The sequence below is a fragment of the Clostridium sp. genome (genome assembly GCF_029267215.1).
In the GTDB taxonomy this organism is placed as follows: Bacteria; Bacillota; Clostridia; order Clostridiales; family Clostridiaceae; genus Sarcina.
This window is the reverse complement of the sequence record NZ_JARIDH010000026.1, coordinates 67,489-94,013: the sequence shown is the minus strand read 5'-3', so window position 1 is coordinate 94,013 and position 26,525 is coordinate 67,489. Positions and strand designations below refer to the sequence as shown.

General features: G+C 26.2%; 16 protein-coding genes. 15 read left to right on the top strand and 1 reads right to left on the bottom strand.

Going from position 1 to position 26,525, the window contains the following annotated elements; translation table 11 throughout:
* The 8 genes from Q1K13_RS04200 to Q1K13_RS04165 all read left to right on the top strand — a co-directional run.
* Positions 1 to 362, top strand: a 362-nt coding sequence (locus tag Q1K13_RS04200) for a DUF5692 family protein (RefSeq protein ID WP_300347914.1), incomplete at its 5' end; no start/stop codon positions are given.
* Between the two features lie 370 nt (positions 363 to 732).
* Positions 733 to 2,820 (top strand): efflux RND transporter permease subunit, encoded by a 2,088-nt coding sequence (locus Q1K13_RS04195; RefSeq protein WP_300347913.1) that lies wholly within the window; start codon positions 733 to 735, stop codon positions 2,818 to 2,820.
* Positions 2,813 to 5,398 carry a phage tail tape measure protein gene (locus Q1K13_RS04190; RefSeq protein WP_300347911.1) on the top strand — a complete coding sequence of 862 codons (2,586 nt, stop codon included), beginning with the start codon at positions 2,813 to 2,815 and terminating at the stop codon, positions 5,396 to 5,398. The genes Q1K13_RS04195 and Q1K13_RS04190 overlap by 8 nt, the downstream gene beginning before the upstream one ends.
* 509 nt (positions 5,399 to 5,907) lie before the next feature.
* Positions 5,908 to 7,089 carry a flagellin lysine-N-methylase gene (fliB, locus tag Q1K13_RS04185; RefSeq protein ID WP_300347910.1) on the top strand — a complete coding sequence of 394 codons (1,182 nt, stop codon included), beginning with the start codon at positions 5,908 to 5,910 and terminating at the stop codon, positions 7,087 to 7,089.
* A gap of 206 nt (positions 7,090 to 7,295) precedes the next feature.
* Positions 7,296 to 8,294, top strand: a complete 999-nt coding sequence (locus tag Q1K13_RS04180; protein WP_300347909.1) for a TRAP transporter substrate-binding protein — start codon at positions 7,296 to 7,298, stop codon at positions 8,292 to 8,294.
* 22 nt (positions 8,295 to 8,316) lie between these two features.
* Positions 8,317 to 8,835: a TRAP transporter small permease gene (locus Q1K13_RS04175; RefSeq protein WP_300347908.1), complete on the top strand. Its 519-nt coding sequence runs from the start codon at positions 8,317 to 8,319 to the stop codon at positions 8,833 to 8,835.
* 18 nt (positions 8,836 to 8,853) lie between these two features.
* Positions 8,854 to 10,161 carry a TRAP transporter large permease gene (locus Q1K13_RS04170; RefSeq protein ID WP_300347906.1) on the top strand — a complete coding sequence of 436 codons (1,308 nt, stop codon included), beginning with the start codon at positions 8,854 to 8,856 and terminating at the stop codon, positions 10,159 to 10,161.
* A gap of 355 nt (positions 10,162 to 10,516) precedes the next feature.
* Positions 10,517 to 17,584: a hypothetical protein gene (locus Q1K13_RS04165; protein WP_300347905.1), complete on the top strand. Its 7,068-nt coding sequence runs from the start codon at positions 10,517 to 10,519 to the stop codon at positions 17,582 to 17,584.
* 142 nt (positions 17,585 to 17,726) lie between these two features.
* Here Q1K13_RS04165 and Q1K13_RS04160 read toward each other — a convergent pair whose 3' ends face one another.
* Positions 17,727 to 19,091 (bottom strand): DUF4317 domain-containing protein, encoded by a 1,365-nt coding sequence (locus Q1K13_RS04160; RefSeq protein WP_300347904.1) that lies wholly within the window; start codon positions 19,089 to 19,091, stop codon positions 17,727 to 17,729.
* Between the two features lie 736 nt (positions 19,092 to 19,827).
* On the opposite strand from Q1K13_RS04160, the gene Q1K13_RS04155 reads away from it, so the two are divergent.
* From Q1K13_RS04155 to Q1K13_RS04125, 7 genes are all read left to right on the top strand, one after another.
* Positions 19,828 to 20,325: a hypothetical protein gene (locus tag Q1K13_RS04155; protein ID WP_300347902.1), complete on the top strand. Its 498-nt coding sequence runs from the start codon at positions 19,828 to 19,830 to the stop codon at positions 20,323 to 20,325.
* Positions 20,326 to 20,373: 48 nt separating this feature from the next.
* A complete protein-coding gene (locus Q1K13_RS04150; protein WP_300347901.1) occupies positions 20,374 to 21,303 on the top strand; it encodes a 2-dehydropantoate 2-reductase in 930 nt (309 codons plus the stop codon).
* 323 nt (positions 21,304 to 21,626) lie between these two features.
* Positions 21,627 to 22,718, top strand: a complete 1,092-nt coding sequence (locus tag Q1K13_RS04145) for a glycerol dehydrogenase (RefSeq protein WP_300347900.1) — start codon at positions 21,627 to 21,629, stop codon at positions 22,716 to 22,718.
* A gap of 137 nt (positions 22,719 to 22,855) precedes the next feature.
* Entirely contained in the window at positions 22,856 to 23,773 is a 918-nt protein-coding gene (locus Q1K13_RS04140; RefSeq protein WP_300347899.1) for a phosphotransferase enzyme family protein, read from the top strand.
* Positions 23,774 to 24,010: 237 nt separating this feature from the next.
* On the top strand, positions 24,011 to 25,255 hold the full coding sequence (gene fliB, locus Q1K13_RS04135; RefSeq protein WP_300347898.1) for a flagellin lysine-N-methylase: 1,245 nt from the start codon (positions 24,011 to 24,013) through the stop codon (positions 25,253 to 25,255).
* Positions 25,256 to 25,343: 88 nt separating this feature from the next.
* On the top strand, positions 25,344 to 25,973 hold the full coding sequence (locus tag Q1K13_RS04130; RefSeq protein WP_300347897.1) for an HAD family hydrolase: 630 nt from the start codon (positions 25,344 to 25,346) through the stop codon (positions 25,971 to 25,973).
* Positions 25,974 to 26,036: 63 nt separating this feature from the next.
* Complete coding sequence (locus tag Q1K13_RS04125) at positions 26,037 to 26,507, top strand: hypothetical protein (RefSeq protein ID WP_300347896.1); 471 nt, start codon at positions 26,037 to 26,039, stop codon at positions 26,505 to 26,507.
* The last annotated feature ends 18 nt before the right edge of the window (positions 26,508 to 26,525 follow it).

The window sequence follows — 26,525 nt, the reverse complement described above, 5'->3', positions numbered from 1 at the left end:
CTTATACTTATAACTGTATATCAGATCACTCAATTTACTGTGGAGTTGCATTATTACTTTCATGTACTATACCAACTTTCTTTATAAAAAAAGGAGCTTGGTTACAACATAGAGCTCAAACATTAGCACTTTGGATTATGTTTGTTATGACTATTCCACAATTTGCTGATAGAATAGCACCAGTTCATACAACACATAATAAGACTGCTTTCTTTGTAGTAAGTTTAATATCTTTAATTGCAAATGCTTCTTTAGCAATTTATCAACTTAATAAGATAAGAAAGAATAAACTTAATCCATTAAAAGATGAAATTTACAAAGATACTAAGGTATATAAAGATTTAATTTTAGAAAACAAATAGAGATTAAATTTAATATTAAAAGTTGAATTTTTTAGACTGCATTGAAAACTTTAAACTCAATTTTATTATGAGTTTTATAAGTTTTCAATGCAGTTTTTTTCATAAAAATTTATTAATATAAATATATTGTAATATTATTCCAAATTAAAATGGAGAAAAATGCATTATAATCTGTTAAGTTTTTTGAAAATTTTTTAGCTAATAAAATTAGTATTTATTTTAATTTCATATAAGCTTGGTAAATATTTTTTTAAAATTAACACTCTCTTAAAACATAGCCCAATTTTAATTTTATTGTATTTTAAAAGATTTAAGAGGAAAATATTCATTTAACTTAACGGATTTAGTGAAATGAAAGGAGGGAATATTTATGAAAAAATTATCACAAATGATAACTAAAAATAGAGTTATTGTAATAGTATTATCATTAATCTTATTAGTGCCTTCAATCTTTGGTTATTTTAAAACAAAAGTAAATTATGATATATTAAGTTATTTACCAAGGGATTTAGAAACAAGACAAGCACAAGCAATTTTAAAAGAAAAATTTGGTTGTGGATCCTTAGCCATGCTTATGGTGGATAATATGGAGAATAAGGATGTAGAAAAACTAAAGAAAAAAGTAGAAGGGGTAGAGGGAGTAAATGAAGTTATATGGATAAATAATTTTTTAGATATTTCAGTTCCTATGGAAATTTTACCTTCTAGCCTTAAAGATATGATGTTTTCTGAAAATTCAACCCTTATGATTGTTAAATTAAATGAAAGTGATGCAGATATATCTACTCAAAATGCTATACAAGAGATAAGAGATATAACTGGAAAGCAAGCTTTTTTAAGTGGAATAGCAGGAGTTATAAAAGATACTAAGGACTTAGCAGACAATGAGGCACCAATATATATACTAATAGCTGTAATTCTTTCATTGATAATTTTGGCATTAACTATGGAGTCTTTCTTAACACCAGTAATATTTTTAACAAGCATAGGAATAGCAATTGTATATAATATGGGAACTAACATATGGTTTGGAGATATTTCCTATATTACAAAGGCTTTGTCAGCAGTATTGCAACTTGGTGTGACAATGGACTATTCAATATTTTTACTTCATAGATATGAGGAGGAAAAATTAATTGAGAAAGATAATGTAAGTGCTATGGCTATTGCTATAGAAAAAACAATTGGCTCAATTTCAGGTAGTTCACTAACTACTATAGCTGGATTTTTAGCTTTATGTATTATGCAATTATCCTTAGGTAAAGATATTGGCTTTGTTATGGCCAAAGGGGTTATATTGGGATTGATATGTACAATTACAGTATTACCAGCATTTATATTAGTATTTGATAAATATATTAATAAGTTTAAACACAAGACGTTATTACCTAAGTTCAATAAATCATCAAGTTTTATTATAAAACATCATAAAATTATTGTTTTATTTGGAGCTTTATTATTAATACCTTCATTAATTGGATATAAAAATACAGATGTATATTATAACTTAGATGATTCACTTCCTAAAGATTTACCATCTATAGTGTCTAATAATAAATTAAAAACAGAATATAATATGATGTCTACAAATATTATTCTTATAAATGAAGATTTACCTTCTTATAAAGTTAATGAGATGATTAAAGAATTAGAAGAGGTTAAGGGGGTTACTTCTGTAATTGGACTTGAGAAAATAGTAGGAGCAAGAATACCTGAAAGTTTCATTCCAGATGAGTTTTTAAAGAAAATTAAAAATGGTGGATATGAAGAAATAATGCTTAACTCAGAGTATAAAGCAGCCTCTGAAGAAGTTACTATTCAACTTAAAGAAATTAATAATATTGTTAAAAAGTACGATAAAGAAGGGTTAGTTGGTGGAGAGGCCCCATTGACTGATGATTTAATAACTATAGCAGATCGTGATTTTAAGATGGTTAGCATTGTATCAATAATAGCAATATTTATAATCATATTAATAATATTCAAATCTCCCACAATACCTGTGATTTTAGTTTTAGCTATAGAGCTTGCAATATATATAAATCTTGGAATTCCATATTACACTAAGACAAGTATTCCATTTATAGCATCCATAGTAATTGGGACTATACAATTAGGTGCAACAGTTGATTATGCAATATTATTAACTTCAAGATTTAAAGAGGAACTAGCTAAGAATAAAGATAAATATGAAGCAATGAAAATATCACTTCAAGGATCAACAATATCAATTGTAACAAGTGCTTTAACATTTTTTGGAGCAACAGCAGGAGTAGGAATTATTTCTGACATGGAAATGATTAGTTCTTTATGCACATTAATGGCAAGAGGGGCCATAATCAGTATGTTTGTTATATTGTTTATACTTCCAGGAATTTTGTTGATTTGTGAAAACTTAATAGTTAAAACAAGTAAAAGCTTTGTTGAATGTGTTGAAGGAGGAAAACACAATGAATAGAGGATTATCAAAAAAAATTATATGTTTAGTAGCTTTATTAACAACCACAACATCAGGAATTGTATTTGCAAAAGATATTAAAAAGGATGAAACGGTTTATGTAATATTAGATGAACAAGGAAATCCAAAGGAACAGATAGTTAGTGATTGGATAAGTAGTGACAAAAATTTAGGAAGTTTTAATGATAAATCAAATTTAGAAAATATTAAAAATGTTAAGGGAGATGAGAAACCTACAGTAAGTGGAGAGGAATTAAATTGGAATATAGATTCTAATAATCTTTATTATCAAGGGGAAACAAATAATAAATTACCAGTATCCTTATCAATTAAGTATGAGTTAAATGGAAAGGAAGTAAATCCTAAGGAGATTTTAGGAAAGTCAGGTTCTTTTAAAATAACATTGAGACTTACTAATAATGAACATAAGACTAAATCTATAAATGGAAAGAATAGACTTTTATACACTCCATTTTTAAGTGCTACAGAATTAATTTTATCTAATGATAATTTTTCAAATATCAAAGTGAATTCAGGGAAAATTATAAATGATGGAAATAATTCGCTAATAACTTTTATTTCTTTGCCAGGACTTAAGGAATCTTTAGATTTAGATAATTTAATTGATAGTAAAAATATAAATTTAGATTTAAAAGATTCCATAGAAATAACTGGTGAAACAACAAATTTTGAAATTCCAGCAGTTATGATGGTTGTAACAACTTCAAGTGAAGGGTTAGAAACACTTAAAGGGGCAGACACTTTAAATGATTTGAAAAATTCTTTAAATGAGCTTAAAAATGGTGGGGAAGAACTTTTATCAGGAAGTAAAAAATTATTAGAAGGACAAAAAGATTTAGCAAGTAATTATAAAGCTTTTCATAATGGAGTTAATGATTTATCAGGGGGAGCTAATAAATTAAATGAGGGAATAAATCAATTATCTAGTAAAGTTCCTGAATTAATTAAGGGAACAAATTCTCTAAATGATGGAGCAGGAAAAATAAAAAATAATTATGAAGTATTTAATGAAGGTGTATCATCCTTATCAGAGGGAGCAACATCTTTAAATAATGGAGTAAATAAATTAAATAATAGTGTTTCATCCTTAGTAAATGGTTCAAAACAATTAGGTGATGGTTTAGGAGAAATTAAAAATAATTACGAAGCATTTAATGAAGGAGTTTCTAAAACATCAAAGGGTATGAATGATTTAAATGATGGATTGGCTAATTTAAGCAAAGATGCACCAACTTTAATCCAAGGAATATTAGATTTAAATAAGGGGCTTGGATATTTAGAAAAAAATAAACAAGCTATTATTAATGGAGTAAATGAATATGTTGATAATTCAGTTAAAATTCAAGGGGGATATTCTAAGTTAAATGAAGGAATAGGAGAAGCTTCTTTAGGTGCAAAAAAATTAAGCGATGAACTTTCAAAAGGAAGTAATGGGGTAGAAAACTTAATTAATAGTACAGGAAATTTAGATGGACTTTCTTCTAATTTAAACTCAATAATAGAAGGCCTTGGAGATTCTAATCCAGAATTAACAGAATCACTAAAAAAAATAAGTGGAGGAATATCTAAGGTATCAGAAGGTCAAAAAAATGGATTGAAGGCTTTGGAAAATAATTTAGGCGTGGCAGCTAATTCAGCTAATACATTGTCAGGAACATTAAACAAGGCTTCACAAAGTTCTCAATATTTAAACAATCAATTTGAAATCTTAGTTAATAATGGAGAAAATTTAAAATCAGGAGTAGATAATATGGCAAAAGGCCTAGGTGCTGCTTATTTAGGTAGCAAAAAATTAGCTGATTCTACTGGAACTTTAGAAAATGGAATTTCAAAGTTGAAAAATGGAAGTGAGACTTTGTTAGCTGGAACAAATGAATTGAATTTAAATTCTGGGAAAATAAATAAAGCTTTAGGTGATTTATATAAAGGAAGTACAAAGTTATCCTTTGGAACAAAAGAATTACAAGAAGGAACGGAAGTATTAAAAGAAGGTAGCAATAAAGTTTCTAATGGGGCTAATGATTTGAGTGTTAATTCTAAGAAGATAAATCAAGCAGTTGGAGATTTATATAATGGAACTACTAAATTAAAAGAGGGTGGATTAGCTTTAAGTGAAGGGGCTAGAGAATTAGCTAAGGGAGGAAATATTTTAGCAGAAGGTACAAATTCTTTAAAAACATCATCAGCTAAAATATTAAAAGGAACAGAAAAATTAGAAAATGGTACTAGTGATTTATATAAAGGTGTTTCAAAGCTTAAAAAAGAAGGCTTAGATCAAATAAGCAATAAAGGAAATACTGCCTTAAATTCTATAGAGGGATTTTTAGAAGTTAAGGATGAATTGATTAAAATGTCAAAAGATTATGGAGTATATTCAGGTTTATCTGATGATATGGATGGTACAGTAAAATTTGTTATGAGAAGTAATTCAGTTAAAAGTAATAAAGAGAATAAAAAGTCTGAAGTAAATTCAACTGATATTAATGAGGATAATAAATCAAAAGCAAATACTAAAAAGGATACTATTTTAACAAAAATAAAAAATTTTTTTAGTTAAATGTTATCTTCGGCAATTACTACATTTGTAAGTCAAAATATTGGTACTAAAAAATTTGAAAGAGTAAATTATTTTCTACTATCCTTCTCACATTGTTTATCAGGGGTTTTAAGATGGGCTGGAAAGTCAAAGATACCTATGTTAACAATGTTGAGTTGTTTTTGTATAATACGTGTTTTATATATAAATATTGTTACAAGTTTAGTACATGATATAGCATTAGTATTTTGGGCATATCCTATTACTTGGTTTTTAAGTTCTATTATGTTTTTTATATATTATAAAAAATCTAATTGGTTTGAAGATTTTGAAAAGAAAAAATTATTAAATTAGTAGATTTAAATATAAAATTAGTTGAATTTTGGGTTTAAATATAAATTAAGACTAAATACATTTTAATCTTAATAAATTAAGGTTTAATATTATAAAAATTATATAAGTATATATTGTGATAAAATAACAATGAAATAAGATGGCTAGAATAAAATATGGAGAGGGGAAAAAAAAGTTTGGAGAAAAACAAAGGTGAAAAGAATGAGTTTTTTATAGATAAAAGGATGACAGGGTATGATGAGTTTTCATGCATAGCAGATAAATGTAAGTTTACCTGTTGTTCTGGATGGGATATTAATATTGATTATGATACTTATAATAAGCTTAAAAAAGAGGGAGATGAATGTAAGTATATTCTTGACAAGTTAAAAATTATTGAAGAAGAAGAAAATATAATAATTGATAAAGAAATAAGGGATGCGTGTCCTTTTTTAGATAATAAAGGACTCTGTAATATTGTTAAAAATCATGGAGATGATTATTTATCAAAAATATGTAAGACTTTTCCTAGACTTGAAAATATATTTGAAGGGGTAAGGGAGCTTACATTATCTTGTTCATGTCCAGAAGTTGTAGATATTGTAGAAAAAATTAAAGGAGAAGTAACATTAAAATCCTTTCATAAAGAAGATGAAGAAAATATAAATAATTTGTCAGTAGAATTTAAAATAAGAGATACTATTATAAAAATAATTAAAGAAAAGGATATAAAATTTGAAGATAAACTTATTATAAGTTATGGTATGATACTTAATATTTTAAATAGTGATGAACTTACAGAAAAGTTTGTTTTAGAAGAAATTAATAAGTATAATAACAGAATTTATATTGATGACTTAAAAAATCAGTTAAGAAAAAATGTTGATTATAATAAATCAATTAAAACTATTAATAATTTATTTTTAGATATTATAGAAAACTATAAAAATGTTCCTGTATTAAAAGAGGCTTTAAAAGATATTTCAAATATTTCTATGAAAATTTATAAAGGAAAAATAAAAATAAATGAATTAGTAGGGCAGATAGAAATTTTTAATGAGTATTTAAATAATTATAATTCATTAATTGAGAATTGTATTGTGGTTAAAATTTTAGGGGACTGTCTTAATGAAGATATTGAGGAAATAGCAATATCACTTCAATTAATATTATTAGAATATTTATTGGTGAAATATAGTTTGTTTTTAAAGATGTTTTTAGGAGATAAGGGTAATTTTGCACAAAATATTAAGGATTATATAGTTGTTTTCTCAAGAATCATAGGGAATAATTCTGATGCAGTTATTGAATTTATTGAAGAAAAATTTGGAGATATATTAATTACAGAAGAATATTTAGAGTTAATTTCAGTCTTATAATTTATTTATATGAAAAAGGTCTGTGTCATTATGATACAGACCTTTTGGGTTTATATAGATGAATTATTTTTTTATGAAAATCTACAATAATTTTGAAAAAATGTAATATATATTGTTTTGGCGGGAAAGATATGCTAGTATACTAGTATATAAATAATTTATTAATGTTATTGTAAATTGAAAAATTGTAGGGGGAGGGTTTATAGATGAGAAAATTTATTAAGATGATTTTTTTTACATCCATAATAAGTTTAATTTTATCAGGATGTAGTAATGCTAAAGACAATGATGTTAGAGTAATGAGAGTTGCTCATAATCAAGGAGAAAGTCATCCAATACATTTGGCATTAAAAGAGTTTGAAAATATTGTTGAAAAAAACACTAATAGTAGAATTGATATACAAGTATATCCAAATGAATTACTTGGTGGACAACGAGAAGTTGTTGAACTTACTCAAACTGGAGCTGTTGATATAGCAGTAGGAAGTATAAGTTTGTTGGAAAGTTTTAATAAATTATATAGTGTATTTAACTTACCATATTTATTTGATAGTAAAGAGCATTATCATGCTGTAATGAATGATGATGAAATAATGAATGAAATATATGAGTCTACTAGAGAATCAGGATTTGTTGGTCTTATCTGGTTTGATGCAGGATCAAGAAATATGTACACCACAGATAAGCCAATAATGAAACCAGAAGATTTAAAAGGTAAAAAGATAAGAGTTCAACAAAGTCCAACTAATATAAGAATGATGGAATTATTAGGTGGAGCAGCAACTCCAATGAATTTTGGTGAAGTTTATACAGCGCTTCAACAAAAAGTTATAGATGGGGCAGAAAATAATGAGTTAGCATTAACTAATAATAAGCATGGTGAGGTTGCTAAGTATTATTCATACAACCAACATGCAATGATACCAGATATATTAATAATGAATTCTAAATTATTAGATAATTTAAATGAAGAAGATAGAAATATAATATTAGATGCAGTTGATAAAATAAATAAATTTGAAGTTGAAGCATGGGAGGAAAAGGTGGAAGAAGCTAAAAAACAATCAGAAAAAATGGGTGTTGAATTCTATTATCCAGACTTAAAACCTTTTAAAGAAAAGGTTTTCCCTCTTCATGAAGAACTTATTAAAAATCAAAGGTTGAAAACTCTATACAATAATATACAAAACAAAGGAAGTAAGTAAATATTATTATGGAGGAAGCGATATGAAGAAATTAAGAATTTTACTAAACAAAACAATAGAAATCATATGTATGACACTAATGGGATTTATGGTTATTTTAGGAACTTGGCAAATAGTAACTCGATATATATTAAATAATCCAAGTACAATATCAGAAGATTTATTAATATATTCATTTGTATGGATGTCTTTACTTGGTTCATCTTATGTATTTGGGAAAAAAGATCATATGACTATGGTATTTTTTAGACAAAAATTAGAGAATAAGAGTCCTAAAGCTAAATTTATATTAGGTTTAATTACAGAAATAGTGGTATTAATATTTTCATTATTAGTATTGGTTTTAGGTGGATTACAAATAAGTAATCTAGCAATGGGACAGATATCACCAGCATTAGGGATACCAATGGGATATATATATATAGCTTTACCATTATCTGGAATGATAACTATAGTATACAATATTCTAAATTTAATTGATTTGAAAAGAAATTTTAAAAGTAATTCAATAAAATCAAGTAAAGTTATAAATAATAATTAATCTAAGGGAGAGAAGATTATGGGATTAGCATTTCAAGCAGGTATGTCTATAGCGATTGTATTTCCAATATTACTTTTATTAGGAATACCAATATCTATAACAATAGGAGTAGCATCTATATTTGGAATATTAACTACATTGTCATTAGATGTAGCAGTATTAACTGGAGCACAAAGAATATTTACAGGAATAAGTAGTTTTTCATTGCTTGCAATACCTTTTTTTGTTTTAGCTGGAATTATAATGAATAACGGTGGTATAGCTTTAAAATTAGTGAATTTTGCTAAGGTTTTAAGTGGTAAATTACCAGGTTCATTAGCACATACAAATGTAGTTGGAAATATGTTATTTGGGGCTGTAAGTGGATCCTCAGTGGCAGCTGCGGCGGCAATAGGAGGAACTATGGCACCTCTTCAAGAATCAGAAGGATACGATAAAAATTATAGTGCGGCAGTTAATATTGCTTCCGCTCCAACTGGATTGTTGATACCTCCAAGTAACTCACTTATAATATATTCATTAGTAAGTGGAGGAACATCTGTAGCAGCTTTATTTATGGCAGGTTATATACCAGGTATATTATGGGGAATATCTATAATGGTAGTTGCATTTATATTAGCAAAAAAATATAAATATTCATCTAAATATAAAATAACTTTTAAAGAAGCAATGAAAATCTTTATAGATGCACTTCCAAGTTTATTATTAATTTTTATAATAATAGGGGGTATAATAGGAGGAATATTTACAGCTACAGAGGGAGCTGCGGTTGCTGTTGTATATTCATTCATTTTATCATTTTTCTTTTATAAGTCTATAAAATTAAAAGATATACCAAAAATTTTATTAGAAACAGTAGAAATGACAGGAATAATAATTTTCTTAATAGGAGTTTCATCAATAATGTCTTGGGTTATGGCATTTACAAATATACCAAATGCTATAACTGAATTATTATTAGGAATATCTTCAAATCCGATTATAATATTATTAATAATGAATTTAGTCTTATTGATAGTTGGTACTTTTATGGATTTAACACCAGCTATATTAATATTTACTCCTATATTTTTACCAATAGCTAAAAATTTTGGTATGAATTCTGTACAGTTTGGTATAATGCTTATATTTAATTTATGTATAGGTAATATTACTCCACCTGTTGGAAATACTTTATTTATTGGATGTAAAGTAGGGAAAACTAGTATAGAAGAAGTTATAAAATATTTATTACCATTTTATTTAGGAATATTAATAGTACTTATTTTGGTAACATTCATACCAGAGATAAGTTTATTCATTCCTAAACTTATGGGAATTATATAAGGAATTAAATTGTTTAAATTCAAATTAGGATTAAGTGTTTTGTAAGGGTAATTTAAAGAAGTAGTTAAAAATATTTATTATAATAAGTATTCTTAAGATATACTTTATGAAAAGGAGTCTGTGTCATTTTGACACAGACTCCTTTTCATAAAGTAAAATTCATAATTATGTATGGTAAACATTATCTTAAATAAAAATAATTTTTGAAATCTGTTCATAAAATGTACATAATTATGATATAATGGATTAATTGCTAGAGATTATTAATAGGTTAAAAATGTAATTTATAAGAGAATTATATCAAAAAACTATGTAAGACAGAGTTTTATATAGTTTATATATTAAGAGGTGAAATATGAATAAAAAGAAAACTGCAGGTGCTTTAGGAATTGCTATGATAGCTAATTGTATAGCTACACCTTCTATTAATGTATTTGCAGAGAATATAAATCATAAAGAAAGTCAAGAAATTAATATTCAAGATAAAGTTGAAGTTAATAAAGTACAAAACAAACCTAATTCAGATTTAAATAAAAATAATGAAAATAAATTAACAAATGACAATAAAAAGAGTGATAATTCAAAGAAAGAAGTATTAAAAAGTGAAGAAATAACTTCAAGTAGTAAAAATCCTAGTAATTTAGAGATGAAAACAGATAAAAACTTAAATAATTCTAAGGAATCTAATAATTTAAGTTCAAATAATAAAGAAATTAAACCTAGTGTATTAATTGCCTCTAAAGAATCTAAAACTTCTGAAATAGAAAGTCTTTTAGATAAGGCTTCTATATCAATTAATAATGTTTGGTGGCAACATATAGGAACATTAACATTCAATTCAAAAACAATGAAAATGGGATTTTCAAAAAGTTGGGCAGAAACGAATCCTTATGCAAGTAAAAATGATCTTTTATTTTCAGTTTCATTAATCAATAAAGATGGAACTATAAATAAGACTATAAATATACATGGAGGAGGAGAGCATCCTCAAAATGAACTTTATAACCAATTAAATAATTTAAGTTTTGATTATGGAGAGAAGATAGTAATAGATTATAAAAAGTCTTCTAGATTAGCCATAAATGGATTGTTAAATAATGGGGAAATTCAAAAATCATATAATGTTAATAAAAGAACTATACTTAATATTGAAAAATCAGGATTAACTTTATTTACTAATGAAAAATTAAGTGTAGACCCACTTCCAATTGAAGGGGTTTCAAATAAGGTTACATCTTGTACTGTAAAAGGTATTACAACTCCAGAGTCTTTAGTAACAGTTTTTCTTAATGGAAAGAAGTTTACTAGTCAGTCAAATTATGTTGGAACTTTTGAAATTCCTGTAAAGGATGAAAATGGAATAAAAGGAAGTACCCCTATAATAGTTTGTGTAGCAGGACAAGCCCCTGTAACAGTTTATCCAACATCAGCACCTAACCTTGGTATAAGTAAAGCAAGTGTAGTTACAAGTTATAATGCAGGTTTAACAGGAGAAAATTTAAAATTTGATACATCTAAGCTTAGTATTAAAATTAGTAAAAATGGAGCAGATCAATTCTCAGCAAATCTTATAAATAATGAAGGAAAACCAGTAGCAAAGGCAGAAAATACTTATTTTAATGGATTTTCAGGAGAGAAAAACTTAAATGGAGCAAACTTTGAATATGGAAATATTTTAAGTGTATATCAAAGTAAAAAATCACAAATAAACTGGAACAATCCAACTGTTAATACAGGTAAAGATTCAAAAAAATTAGAGCCTGAAAATTTTTATTATTATAAAATAACAGTTGATGGTTTAGTACCTATTTCTAATAATAATTTAAAGGTTAATAAAGCTTCTTATGATGGAGATTCAACAGTTGATATAACAGGAAAAACTACTCCTAACACCTTTGTTACAGTAAGTGGAGGAAGTTATAGCAAAAAAGTCAAATCAGATTCTACTGGAAATTATTTAGCTAAGATTCCAGAAGAGGATGTAAATGTTGGTGATGTTATATCTATATATGTTAATGAGGATAATTTTAAGCAGATAATATATAATTATTCAAAAAGTTATGATTTAGGAAATAGCAAAATTCAGGTGTCAAGCCAATATACTCAGCCAATTTTTTATATTGGATTTAGTCCAGAATCTAAGAAATTAATAGCTAAAAAGAATATAATATACAACAATTATTCTGGAAGTCCTGTTTCAGGAAATAGTGTGGGTACATTCTATACTAATAGGTTTAAATTTAGCGTAATAGATTCTAAAACAGGGGATTATAAATACAGTGTTTCAACGACAAAATTAAATGATAGTAATTATTTTGTTAATAACATAAATGGAAAGAGTTTTGTAAATGGAGATATTATAGAACTTACATATAATCCATCACTTATAAATGTTGGCATTGAAAATGGAGAAAAAAGTATAGGAAATCAAGAACTTGGAACTCAATATTTTGAGGTAACTGACAAAGGACTTTTAGATGTTAATAATAAATTTATAAGCATTAATCCTGTAAACATATTAGGAAGTGGGATAAATAAAACAACTATACAAGGAAATGTTAAACCTAATGAAAATGTAAATATAAATTTAGATGGAAAGAATTTTTCAGGAAAAGCAGATTCACAGGGAAAATTTAGTGTTCCTATAACTAATTCAACTAATTTTAATAAGAATACAAAGATTATTGTTTCATCAGAGGGATATATACCTACAAGAATAAAGCTAGGATATGAAAGTCAGATTAATCTTCAAAATAGTCATATTAACTTTTACAATAATTCTTGGGCTTTAGATTCAATTCAATCAAGTATTGGTTTTGATATAACTAATATGAAGTTTACTGTTCAAAATTATATGGATAGCTTTGGAAATGGGAAAGAATCATATTTTACTTTAGGAGTCTATGGAAGTGATGGAAAGACAATCATAAACCCTAAAGATATTAAAAATGGGGAAACAGAGGAAGTTTCTAAATTACTAAATGGAAAATCATTTAATTATGGAGATATAATAAGTCTTTCTTATAATTCTAAAATATCTATACCAGCAATTATTAATGGAAATACTGTTTTAGGTAATGTTGATGGAAAGGCAGAATATTTTAAAATTACAAAGCATGGGCTTGAAAAAGTTAATTTTGGAGAGAAAGCTTATACAAATAATCTTACTTGGAGTAATGGAGAATTAAGTATAAAACTTGGTCTTGCTACAGGAAATACTTTAAGTTTAGAAAATGGTCTTATTGAAATAGTTGATTCATCTAATAAGGTAGTTTTAACAGGAAAGATTTCTAAGGGATTAGCTTTAATAGAGGAAAAAGAACTAGATAAACTAAAAAAAGATGAAAGTTATACTTTTAAAATTAAGGTGAATAACAAAGTTATACCACTATGTATTTCATCTAATACTGAAAGCTATGGCACTTATAAATTGTTTGGAGATAGTTATAATAACCTTTGTATAAAAGTAGAAAAACCTAAAGTTAAAATAAATAATGAAAATGATATAAAGTCTTATAGTGAAGTTGTTAATGATGAAATATCAAAGAAGATTACAAGCGATGAAGAGATAGTAGATTCATTAACTAATGAAAAGATGATGACTGATATTATAGCAAATGCATTTATAAATAGATTTGGACTTGAAAATATTCAAACTTTTTATAAAAATAATAAAAATAACACAAAATTTATAAGCTGGTTATTAAATAATGATGTTGCAATGAGTGAATATTTACAAGCAACTAATATTTCAGAGAGTAATATTAATGGCCTTCAAATATGGTCTGATATTTGGAATACATACACAAACTCACATTATGGATTTAATTTAAAGCTTGCAATGGCAACGGCTCTTGCTACTCAAACAAAAATAACTGACTGTTTTAATGGTAAACCTATTGGAAGTTCTGTTGAAAGATATAATATTTTTGAAACTTTAAATGAAGAAGGTGGAATGGTTCAAGGGTTTGAAAGTCTTAATGTTAAGCTTTTAGAGGCTGTAGTAAATGTTCCAATAACTAATCCACAGATTAGAGAAATGAGAGCTTTAATTCTTCAAAATCATAATAATCTTGTTAGTGGAAATCATCTGCCAACTGCAGACTATACAATAAACTACAACTTTAGGAATCCATATAATGGAGCGATTATATTTGGAAGTTGGGCAGATTTTTATGGAAAAGATGAAACTGTTGCTGATGTATTTAAAATAGGAGGAGTTTGTGGTTCCATATCAAGGATTGGATCAATAGCTTGTAGAGTGTTTGGACAACCAGCTCATCAAATGGGTGAACCAGGACACGATGCCTTTTATAGCTATAACATACAAAGTGGAAATTGGTCATCACAATATGGAGAAACTGTGGTTGCTAATGCTTCAGGATTTGATGTTAGCAATTGGTCAAAAGGATTGGCCTTAAATGGAAATGTAGTTACTTACACAGATTTGTATGCAGCTGCTAATAATGAAAATCTAGTAAAATCAAATAAATATTTATGGGTAGCAAGTTCATCTATTCCATATGATTTAAAATTAAAAGCAATAAATGAGGCAATAAAAACTCAACCATTAAACATTGAAGCTTGGCTTTTTAAAATTAATTTGTTAAATAATAATGAAAATGTTAGTGCAAAAGATTATATAGATTTATCTAATGACATAATGAAATCATTAAAAGACTATCCAGAGCCTATGTTTGATTTACTTGTTAAGTTTAATAGAAATATGCTTCAAGTTTCTACAACAAGTCAATATAATGACTTTGTAAAGAAGGTTAAAGAGGAATTAAATGATATAAATAAAAATGGAAATGCTAATGAAAAAGTTCAAGCTAATAGAATTTTAACAGGTGGATATTTAGAAAAGTATGGATTTGTAGAAAATCAAGCTAAAATACTTGGTAAAATTAATATTAATAGTTGGAATAGAACTTCACCTACAGATTCTCTTACTTTTGAAAGTAATGGAAATATAAAAGTGGATGCCTTACATACTTGGATTGGAACAAATGAAAGAAATAGTGGAATAAATATTAAAATATTCTCTTCAAATATGGAACAATTAAAAGAGGTAAATACATCAGGAACAGAGTTTGGTACAAATAAAATAGCTAAATCCTTTAACAACAGTAAGTTTAATATTGGAGATATAATTGAGATTATTTATAAACCAGGATTAGCATCAAAAGGATATTTAACTCTTGAAAATGATCTTCTTAAAACATCGAAGGTATCTAATACTATAGCAGTTCAAATTACAAAAGATGGATTAAAAGTATTAGATGGAAAATATACATCACCAAATGGTAAAGAGTATAATTTCCATAGTGGATTTTTAAAAGATTCAAAGGGAACTAAGTATGAGATATTTGGTGAAGCTCAAAAAGGAATGCAGTTTATAGATAATAAAGAGTATTATTTTAATGAGGATGGCTTAATGGAAAAAGGTCTTCAAAATATAGATAATAATGGATATTATTTTAATAATGATGGAGTTCTCCAAACTGGATGGCAAAATATAAATGGAGAAAAATATTATTTTTCAGAGAATGGGAAAGCTACTCCAGGATATAAAACAATAGATGGGAAAAAATATCTTTTTGCTAATAATGGTTTAGAGATTCAAAATATAATTCCTAATTCACAAATGAAAATTGTGTCATATTCAACTGAACAAAATAAAAAAGAATACTCAGCTAATAATATTATTGATGGAAAATTAAATGATAACTGGCAAAATATTTGGAATAGATCAGATAAAAATCCATATGTAACCATAGAATTAGATCATCCTTATAATTTAAATGAACTTTTATGTTTCCCAAGACAAGATGGTGGATGGAATGGTGATATTGAAGAATATAAAATATTAGTGAGTATGGATGGAAAAAACTTTAAGGAAGCGACATCAGGAAAGTGGATATACTCAACATCAAATGAATCTCAATATGCCAATTTAAATGGAGTTAAAGCTAAGTATATAAAGATAGAAAGTAAAAAAGGAATATATAACCTTGCAACAATTGCAGAGGTAATTCTTAGTGGAACTGATATAAATAAAACAGGTCTTGAAGATGAAATAACAAAAGCAAAAGAAAAATTAAATAAAGTTAATGGCTACACAGAAGAGAGTATAAATAATTTAAAAGACGCTATTTCAAAAGGAGAAAAGGCCTTAAGTAATAAAAGTTTAACTCAAGAGCAAATTAATAGTTTAATTAATAATATAGAAAATTCAATAAAAGACTTAAAAGCTGATAAAAGTGGACTTCAAGAAGCATTAAATAAAGCTAAGGATATTATGAAAAATAAAGATCAATATACAGAATCAAGTATTAAGCCTTTAAATAGTTTTATTACAGCTGGAGAAAGTGTTATGAATAATAATAAGGTAACACCAATACAAGTTAAAGCTGCTACAATTAGTATTTTAAGTGGAATAAACGGACTAGAAGCCAATAAAGATGGACTTCAGTCTGAAATAAATAAGGCAAAGGATGTCTTAAAAAATTCAGATTCTTATACTAAAGAAAGTGTAAGTAAGCTAAAAGAAAGCCTTGAAAAGGCAGAAAGTCTTATGAATAATAAGAAAGCAACTCCGAAAGAAGTTAATGGTTGCATACAAGGCTTATCACAGGCAATTAAAGGACTTAAAAAATTACCAGTAGTTGTGAAACCAAAGGAAAATAAAAATACTGATAAAGATAAAAATTCTGGAAATGAAAATACAGGAAAAGTAGTGGATAATACTAGGTATAAAAATGGTGAAAATATTAATTCTAAAAATAATAGCCAGGATTCACAATCAAATACTCTAGAAAAAAATGATTCAACTTCAAAAATACCTAATAATACTTTAAATTCAAGTGATTCTAAGGAAGGTATTTCTTCTTCAAATAGTGTAAAAGATAAGAAATCAAATTCAAATGAGAAGAGTAATACTAGCTCACAATCAGTAGAAAATAATAAAGTTGAGAAAAGTAAAAATATTTCTAAAACTGATAATAAAAAATCAACTATCATAAAAAATAATGAGGATTCAGGAAAAAGTGGAAGTTATAATACTAAATCAAAAAATAACAATATTTCAAGTAGAGTTGTTAAAAAGGATTCAAATAATGTAGAGGGTAGTAGTGAAGCTAAAACTTTAAATAACAGTAAAAAAGACTCTAGTTTACTTAATGAAGTAGAAAATAAGATTAAAAATACATTTAATAGTGATAATGATAAAAATGAAAAAGTATCACAAAGTGATAATAAAGCGAAAGTAGCAGATAAAGAGAAGGATAATTTAAATAAAAAAGATTCTTTAAATACTAATTCTCATATTTTAAAAAGCAAAGGTGTTTATGGAATTTTTGGATTCTTAGTAGCTTTTGTTGTAGCTATAGCAGTATTTTTAAAATTTAAAAAGAAAAAATAAAAGAGATTTTTAACAAAGTTAATAATAAAAAATAGAAGTGTTTTTGTTTTTACAAAAGCACTTCTATTTTTTATGAATTAATTTCCTTTTTAGTAGGGGAAGTTTGTCAAGGAAAAACATTTGTTTAAAATAGACAATAATTTTAAATTAAATCATCTATTCCATTAACAGTGGCCTGTTCATCCTCTTCAATAGGAATTATTATGCACTTTTTGCCATCAATTATTTGTGATTTCACTTGTGATATTTTTTCTGGTTTTACATGAAGGACAACATCATAATTATTATTAGCTTGAAGTTCTTCTTCTAAAACTTCTTCTAGAGCTTCCTCTAAGATTTCAGTATCCTCATCAATTATAATATCTTCTATTATTTCGCCATTTTCATCAATAGATAATTCTTCAGTGTTTTCACTGTTTAAAGAAGTTTCTTGTTCAAATTCTTCAATTCTAGCCTTTAATACCTGTACTTGCTTTTCTAAACGTTCTTCTTTTTTTCTTTGTTCATTTGCTTTAAGTACTTTTTTATCAATTAAGCTTTCTGCCAATGGAACATCTTCATTAAAGTTTTCTGAATAGTTTTTTTCAATTTGTTTTGCCACATCTTCAGTAACTCCATTTTCTATTAATATGTTTTCAACATCCTTGTTTGTTAATAACATAGGTTCCTCTTCTAGAGTATCTTCATACATAGAATTATGCTCTTCAACCATATTATTTAAACTTTCTTGAACTTCCATAAATACTTTTTCAGCTTTTTCTTCATTAACAAAGGAATCCTTAATTATTGATTTGAAAGTTTGTTTTTGAATAGTGGCAGTTTGTTTTTCAGGACATCCTAATATATTTTCCATTAATTCAGGATGAGTGTCTTTAGTATTTTTAGTGTAATACATAACAGAGTTAATATCTGTACTACGATTAATAAATGCTGGGAATACAAAACCATTAGATGGGTTTTCAACAACCCAATCTCTAATACGAGCTTTTATTGAGTTTTCCTCTTCAAAATATCTAAGTCCTGGTTTTGAAAGAGAAACTGGACATATTGCACATAAAATATATTCATAAACTTCCTCTGATTCATCAACTTTAAGATTATCCTTAGTTTTAGTAATAACATCATAAGCATCATGGAAAAGAAGAATTAAAAAGTTACCTGTATAATCGTAATTTTCTATAACTGAATTATAAAATTCATCAAGAATAGTATCATCTTTTAACTTGCTATTTTTTAGTTTAACAAGAGAAACTTGTTTTTCATTTACTGAGAATTCGTTAAGTGGAAAGTTAAGTTCTAAAATATTATTTCCTATTGTTCCAGACATAACTTTTTTAGCAATTTCTAAGTATTTAAAGTATTCATCTTCTTCTAAATTTAAGAAAGTCTCCCTAAACTTTAAAATTGTATTTTTCTCTCCATTAACATAGCACCCACACATTTTAGTGAAAGTACAATAATCTTTCTTTAAACGCTTTTTTAGTTCTAGTATATCTTTTTTTTGCATGTATAAAAAACCTCTCATTTCTAATCAAATTAACAAATTACAATATTAAGTATATTATTTTTTTTAGGTTAATTAAAGAATTTCTAAGTAATAAATTAATTATATATTAAAATAGAAGTAGGTTTTTCAAATACTTTTTACAAAATTTCCACTCAATAAATTAATTATACATATGAAAAATCTTTGAAACTTATATTTTTCTTATTAAGTTAGGAATGCAAAAATAATTGTAGCAGTATCTATTTATATTTAGTGGTGATATAATAAACTTAATAAAGTTATTTGATAAAATACAAATAAAACTCAGAAAGGTGAACTACTCACCACTTAGCTAAAGCTTGAAGTGTGAGCTTCTTTGTTAATATAACTAATGTTATAAGTTCACCCAAAATAACCTAGTTTTACTAAGGGGGTTTTTTAGTAAAAACAACTTAAAAAGATATTAAAAGAATAGTTAGTCATAGATATGAAATGAATAAATTTGAAAGTGAGGTGAAAAACCGTTGTCAATTTTAAAAGACTAACAATGTTGTAAAGTTTGAAATAGATATATTAGATTGCTTATAAAATTTAATATGATGAACAAGGAATTAAAAAAATTATAAATTTTTATAAAGTTTTGGCAACGGAGAGGCTACTATATAAAATATCACTAGGCTATAATAATAATTTTAAAAAGAAGTGAATTTTATTATGTTAATACGCTTAAGAATATTTTTAGTAGCAACATTAAATTATGAAAGAATTACATATAAAACATATGACAGAAGAAGAATTTAAGGAAAAATTTAAAATAGATAAATTAGAAAATGTTGCTCATCATGAAATAAGTGAATTAAAAGAGCTTGTTAAAAAAGCAGAAGGTGAATATTATTATTTAGTCACTGACCTATTATTTGAAGATCCAAGTGCTGATTATGATGAGGAAGATTTATCAGAGGAAGAAATTAAAACTATTGAAGATTTAAATGATGAGTTTAGAGATTCTTTAATAGAATTAAGAGAATTTTTATGCCATAATAATGGATCATTGGATTCAGAAAAGGCTAAAGAACTTCAAATTTCAATGAATAAAAATATAAAAGAAGCTAAGGAAATACTAACTAAACATAATATTTCTAATAAAGAAGAACTTAAAAAAATGAGTAATAAATTCTTTATGCCAGACTTTTTGAATGGAGTATTTGGAGAGGAAGAATATAATATTGAAAATGAAGTAGATTGTGGATTATAAGAAAATTTATTAATATCTTAACTTAAGATAAAAGGAGAGTTGATTTTAATGAAAATTACAATTGTTGGCGCAGGAGCCATGGGATCACGTTTTGGATATATGCTACATGAATCAGGTAATAATGTTCAGTTAGTAGATGGATGGAAAGATCATGTAGATGCTATTAATGAAAAAGGATTGTGCATAGAAGAAAATGGGAATTTAAAATATGTAAAAATTCCAGCAATGTTACCTAAGGATGCTAAAGAAATTCCTGAATTAATAATATTATTTACTAAGTCAATGGGATTAGAATCAATGTTAAAATCAGTTGAGCATATAATAGGAAAAGAAACAAAGGTATTATGCTTATTAAATGGATTAGGACATGATGAAACACTTGAAAAATATATAGACAGAAAAAATATTCTTATGGGAGTAACTTTATGGACAGCTGGATTAAAAGGTCCAGGTCATGCTCTATTAAGTGGTGGTGGAAGCTTAGAAGTACAAAACTTACATAAAGATATGGAATCTGAAGCAAGAAAAGTATGTGAGGTATTAAGTGAAGCTGGATTAAATGCTCATTATAGCGAAGATGTAATATTTTCAATATGGAGAAAAGCTTGTGTTAATGGAGCATTAAATAGTACTTGCACAATATTAGATTGTAATATAAAAGAGTTTGGAGGATTAAAAGAAGCTTCAGAACTTATACGTAATATAATAAAAGAATTTTCAAAAATAGCTGAGAAATTTAATGTTACATTAAATGTAGAAGAGGTTGCAAAAGTAATAGAGAAGACATATGATCCAAGTGAAGCTGGAGAGCATTACCCTTCAATGCATCAAGACTTAATTCAAAATCATCGTCTTACTGAGATTGATTATATAAATGGGTATGTATCTAGAAAAGGTAAAGAGTTTAACATAAGCACACCATATAATGATTTACTTACAACTTTAGTACATGCTAAAGAACAATTATTAATAAAATAATTGCTTCTATAAGATGTAAAATATAAGTTTATAAAATGTTATTAATTTTATAAAGCAATAATTTATCAAAATGTTGATAAAACAAACCAGTATAATTTTCATACTGGTTTATTTTATTTTAGAATATAAAACTTATATTTAAAAAGTTAGCCAAAATATATTGAAATTTATTGATAAAAAGTTAATTTAATTTTGTTTATAATAAGTTTGTATTTTCTTTAAAATATTTACAAATTTAATAAAAAAATATATAATTTTATATGTTGGATCATTTTTCATAAACACTTAAGAAATACAAAAATAAATTATTTGGAGATGATTAAATGCTTAAAGTTATGAGAGCGCCTTCAAGATATGTACAAGGTGAAAATGCAATTTTAGAATTAAAAGATCATGTTAAAACACTAGGCGAATCTTTTCTTGTTTTAGCTGATTCATTCGTTATGAATATGATGAAGGATACTGTTGAAAAATGTTTTGAAAACTCTGGGAAAAATATTTTTTTTGAAACATTCAATGGTCAAAGTACTAAAAAAGAAATTGAAAGACTACAAAAAGTTATAAAAGATAATAAATGTGATTCAATAATAGGTATTGGAGGAGGAAAAACTTTTGATACTGTTAAAGCTGTTGCATATTTTGAGAATATACCAGTTATTATAATACCAACAATAGCAGCCACAGATTCCCCTTGCACTGCACTTTCAGTTGTGTATACAGAAGAAGGAGAGTTTAGTGAATATCTATTCTATCCAAAAAATCCAGATCTTGTATTAGTCGATAGTACAATAATTTCTAAAGCACCGGTTAGATTTTTTGTAGCTGGGATGGGAGATGCACTTGCAACATTTTTTGAGGCGAGAGCTTGTTTAAATGCAAAGTCACCTAACCTTGTTTCAGGTGAGGTTTCACAGGCAGGTTATGCTCTTTCAAAACTTTGTTATGAAATGTTAATAAATTATGGATTAAAAGCTAAGTTAGCTGTTGAAAATTCAGTATCTGTTCCTGCGGTTGAAAAAGTTTTAGAAGCAACAACTTATTTAAGCGGAGTTGGAGCAGAAAATGGTGGTCTTGCTGCAGCACATTCAATATATAATGGATTTACTGTTCTTAAAGAATGTGAAAAATATATGCATGGAGAAATCGTTGCATTTGGTACATTAGTACAATTAGTATTAGAAGATAGTCCGATGGAAGAAATAGAAGAAGTTATAAACTTCTGTTTAGATGTAAATCTTCCTATAACTCTTGGTCAAATTGGATTAAAAGAAATTAATAAAGAGGATATAATGAAAGTTGCAATGGCAGCTTGTGCTGAAGGAGAAACTATACATAATATTTTAGGAGACGTTAAAGTTGAAGAAGTATTTAATGCTATACTTACAGCTAATTCATTAGGAGAACAATATATTTAAAATTATAGAATTTATAAATAGAGCGTCGATGAAAATCGATGCTCTTTCTTTTATATTAATTAAAAGATAAGTAATTTTAAGAAATAAAATTAATTCTTCAAATTTACTTATTTATTTTAAAGGAGTAATAAAAAATTATGACTTATATAAAAGACATAAAGAATATAGTAAGTAAACATACTAAGTCTAGTTGTAATATTAATATAGAACCTATAGGGAATCATGAAATAGGAAGACATTTAGTTTATAAAACTGAAGAGGGTAAAAACAAGTATGTATTTAAAAGTTATTATAGAAACGATAAAAGAGAAAGAGAATTAAATTCTTTAGAGTTTTTAAAAAACTGTGATGTTAATGTTCCTAAAGTAATAGATTTTGGTGAATATAATAATCATCAGTGGATTTTAATGGAATATATAGATGGCGAGGTTTTTGAACATATATATTTAAATTTAGACATGCATAGTAAATTAAAGTTGTTTAGTAATCTTGGAGAATGTTTAGGAAAAATACATTCTTATAAAATTTTTGATTATGCCTTGGATTGGAACAAAAGTATTAGAAAAGAAGAGTTCAAATTAAATAAGATTAAAAAGTTTGAAGAGAGAGTAATTGAAATTGAAAAGCAAAATTCACCTTATAAGGAACTTTTGTTTAGTATAATGGAAGAAATACGAAAAAACTTTGAAGAGTTATTTTCTATAGAAAGATTTAGATTTACTCATAATGATTTTGATGGAAGAAATGTTTTGGTTAAGAGTGAAAAAGGTGTTTATATTGTTCAGGCTATAATAGATTTTGAACAGAGTTATCCAGATGATTATTGTAATGATTTAGCTAATTTATATTTTAAATATTTTATGGAAAATAAAGATTATGAAAAAGCATTTTTACATGGATATAATAAATATATGACTTTAGATAATAAGTTTTATGATATTTTAAGAATATATTTAATGCTTATGATTGTAGAACATTGTAGTTGGTCTTATGAAAAGGCTAATGATTATTATATGGAAAATATAGAATTCTTAAAGAGGTTTTTAATAAAATAAAAGCTTATAAAAAATATATAATTTTAATTAAGTGAAGTTATGAATTTAATTTTACTTATTGGCTCTGTTTTAAACTAGTGTTGATTTTAGATATAACTTTGTTAAATTAGGTAGGTTTGTGAAGGAATAGCTAAAATCAACACTTTATTAAAATATAGATAAATATTAAGTAGAAAAATTAAAAAGTTATTGTAAAATATATGAGTGAGTTAAATAAAGAGAAAAGGAAGTAATTTAATGAGTAAGAGTGTTAAAATGAGATATCTAAAATACTTAAAAGAATTTAAGTGTATTGGTGGAACTTGTGAAGATAGTTGTTGTATAGGATGGGATGTTGACATTGATAAGTTTACTTTTCAGCAATATGAATTTCTTGAAGAAGGAGAAATGAAAAATATTCTTAAAAGTAATCTTATGAAAAATAAAAATTCTCAATGTGATGAAATAGATTTTGTGAAGGTTAAGCTTAGAGAAGATAAGAGGTGTCCATTTTTAGATTGTGATAATTATTGTATTATTCATTCTAATTTAGGAGAGGGATATCTTTCAAATGTTTGCACATCATTTCCAAGAATGCTTAATAAAATTGATGGAATATATGAAATGTCTCTATCAGTAGCTTGTCCTGAAGCAGCCAGAAATTTTCTTTTAAAAGAAGAGGGGATTGACTTTAGTGAAAGTGAGGAGATTTTAGGAAAGCATATAGTTTCTAGTGAGGTAAATACTGCATTTTTAAAAGAACAAGCACTACCTATAGAATTTTTAAAGGAAATTAGAGAAGTAAGTATAAATATAATTAAAAATAGAAAATTTACTTTAAGTAAAAGATTATACATATTAGGTGAATTCATAAATGGATTAGAAGAGGAGTATGATAACAATAAAGAAGAAATATTAGAATATATAAAGTCATATGATATAGATTCTATAAAAGAAGAGTATTTTGAAAATCCACTTAATTATGCTATTCAGGTTGATTTCTTTAAGAAAATATTTACTATGCTTAGGGTAGAAAAAGATGTAGATAGTGAAAGATTTAAGGAATATTCAAGGGAAGTAGTAGAAGGATTTAGTTTAAATGAGGAAGATTATCTACAAAAAAATATTCAAAGGTTTGTAAAGGCTTTTGAAGAATATGAAGAGAAATTCTTAGAGCCTAATAGCTACATATTTGAGAACTTCTTAGCAAACTTTATGTATAGTAATCTATTCCCATTTTGTGAGATAAAGTCAGTTTTTGATAGTTATATAATGCTGCTTATAAGATATACATTTATGAGATTTTACTTAGTTGGAATATATCTTAATAATGAAAATAATGAGGAAAATAAATCACTTTCAAAAGAAGAAGTAGTAAGATTTATTCAATGCTTTGCAAAGAGTGTTGAACATCACAAAACATATCTTAAAGATCTTTTAAACTATATAAAAAGCCATGATTATAACAATTTAGAGTTTGTAAAAACATTATTAGCTAAATAAAAATTCTATTTATTAAAGTATTATTTAAAAGGTTCCTAAAATATATTTAAAGATAAGTAGCAATATTAAAAATAGAAGGGAAAATAGTGTGAAGGATTATAAGTATATAATATGGGATATAGATGGAACGCTTTTAGATACTATAAGTATAAATGTTAATACTTTAATGAGGATAGTAAAAGAGGAATTAGGAGAGGATAAGTCGTATGAAGAATTAGCTAAATATATGAGTTATCCTGGGAAAATAGCATTAAAAGTCCTTGGAATAGAGAATGTTGATGAGGTTCATAAAAGATGGGTTAAATATGTTAATGAGGATGAAATTGGAGCATTACCATATGAAGGAATAAAATATGTTTTAGATAAATTATTAGAGAATGGATATATACAGGCTGTTACTAGTTCAAAAACTAGAGCGCAGTACGAGATAGATATGGTTAGAAATAATCTTCACAAATATATGAAAGCTAAAGTTCTTTTTGAAGATATAGAAAATAGTAAACCACATCCAGAACCTCTTATAAAAACAATGAAAATTTTAAAGGCAAAACCAGAGGAATGCTTATACATAGGAGATATGAAATCAGATTATCTTTGTGCTAAGGCTTCTTCTGTTGATTTTGCCCTAGCACTTTGGGGGTGTTTAGATAAAGAGGGAATAGAAGCTCAGTATGAATTAGAAAAAGCCATAGATTTATTAAACATAGTAAGCTTTTAGATGTTTACAAAAAATCTTTAAATTGATAATATTTAAGTGTGATTTAAAGTTATGGAGGAATTTATGAAAGCTTACGAAAGAAAATTAAAAATAGAAATACTAACTTTTATGGTTACAATCTCATATTTTTTTATGATAAGAGATGATAATACCCTATTAGAAAGCAGTGTTTTATTAGGATTATTTACATTATGGACATTATTTGCTTTAGGTTATCATATTTGGGATTTCAAAAGCAGAGGACTAAGCTTTAAAACATGGAGTATTGGTTTTAAGGAAAAGTGTAAGAATGGACAATCAGATATTTCAAGAGTATATAAATATTTTAAGGTTATAGCTATAGTTTTTTCTGTGTTAGTTTTATTATTAGCCATTACAATACTTTTGGTTGGTATTTTTGAAAAATCAAGAATAGTTGATTTAAGTATTGTTATAATAAGTATTATTATAGGATTAATTGCATCCTTAGAATGCTTAGCTTTTTTAATAGCATGTTTTGCTAGAATAAATCAAAAATATAAAAATTTAGATTAATTATTTTAAAATGCTTCA

What these genes read in the sequence shown, in the direction of transcription:
- Q1K13_RS04180 (WP_300347909.1), top strand. Translation starts at nt 7,296, where the DNA reads ATGAGAAAATTTATTAAGATGATTTTTTTTACATCCATAATAAGTTTA.
- Q1K13_RS04195 (WP_300347913.1), top strand. Translation starts at nt 733, where the DNA reads ATGAAAAAATTATCACAAATGATAACTAAAAATAGAGTTATTGTAATA.
- Q1K13_RS04145 (WP_300347900.1), top strand. Translation starts at nt 21,627, where the DNA reads ATGCTTAAAGTTATGAGAGCGCCTTCAAGATATGTACAAGGTGAAAAT.
- Q1K13_RS04150 (WP_300347901.1), top strand. Translation starts at nt 20,374, where the DNA reads ATGAAAATTACAATTGTTGGCGCAGGAGCCATGGGATCACGTTTTGGA.
- fliB (WP_300347898.1), top strand. Translation starts at nt 24,011, where the DNA reads ATGAGTAAGAGTGTTAAAATGAGATATCTAAAATACTTAAAAGAATTT.
- Q1K13_RS04190 (WP_300347911.1), top strand. Translation starts at nt 2,813, where the DNA reads ATGAATAGAGGATTATCAAAAAAAATTATATGTTTAGTAGCTTTATTA.
- Q1K13_RS04140 (WP_300347899.1), top strand. Translation starts at nt 22,856, where the DNA reads ATGACTTATATAAAAGACATAAAGAATATAGTAAGTAAACATACTAAG.
- Q1K13_RS04125 (WP_300347896.1), top strand. Translation starts at nt 26,037, where the DNA reads ATGAAAGCTTACGAAAGAAAATTAAAAATAGAAATACTAACTTTTATG.
- Q1K13_RS04170 (WP_300347906.1), top strand. Translation starts at nt 8,854, where the DNA reads ATGGGATTAGCATTTCAAGCAGGTATGTCTATAGCGATTGTATTTCCA.
- Q1K13_RS04165 (WP_300347905.1), top strand. Translation starts at nt 10,517, where the DNA reads ATGAATAAAAAGAAAACTGCAGGTGCTTTAGGAATTGCTATGATAGCT.
- Q1K13_RS04160 (WP_300347904.1), bottom strand. Translation starts at nt 19,091, where the DNA reads ATGCAAAAAAAAGATATACTAGAACTAAAAAAGCGTTTAAAGAAAGAT.
- Q1K13_RS04175 (WP_300347908.1), top strand. Translation starts at nt 8,317, where the DNA reads ATGAAGAAATTAAGAATTTTACTAAACAAAACAATAGAAATCATATGT.
- Q1K13_RS04155 (WP_300347902.1), top strand. Translation starts at nt 19,828, where the DNA reads ATGAAAGAATTACATATAAAACATATGACAGAAGAAGAATTTAAGGAA.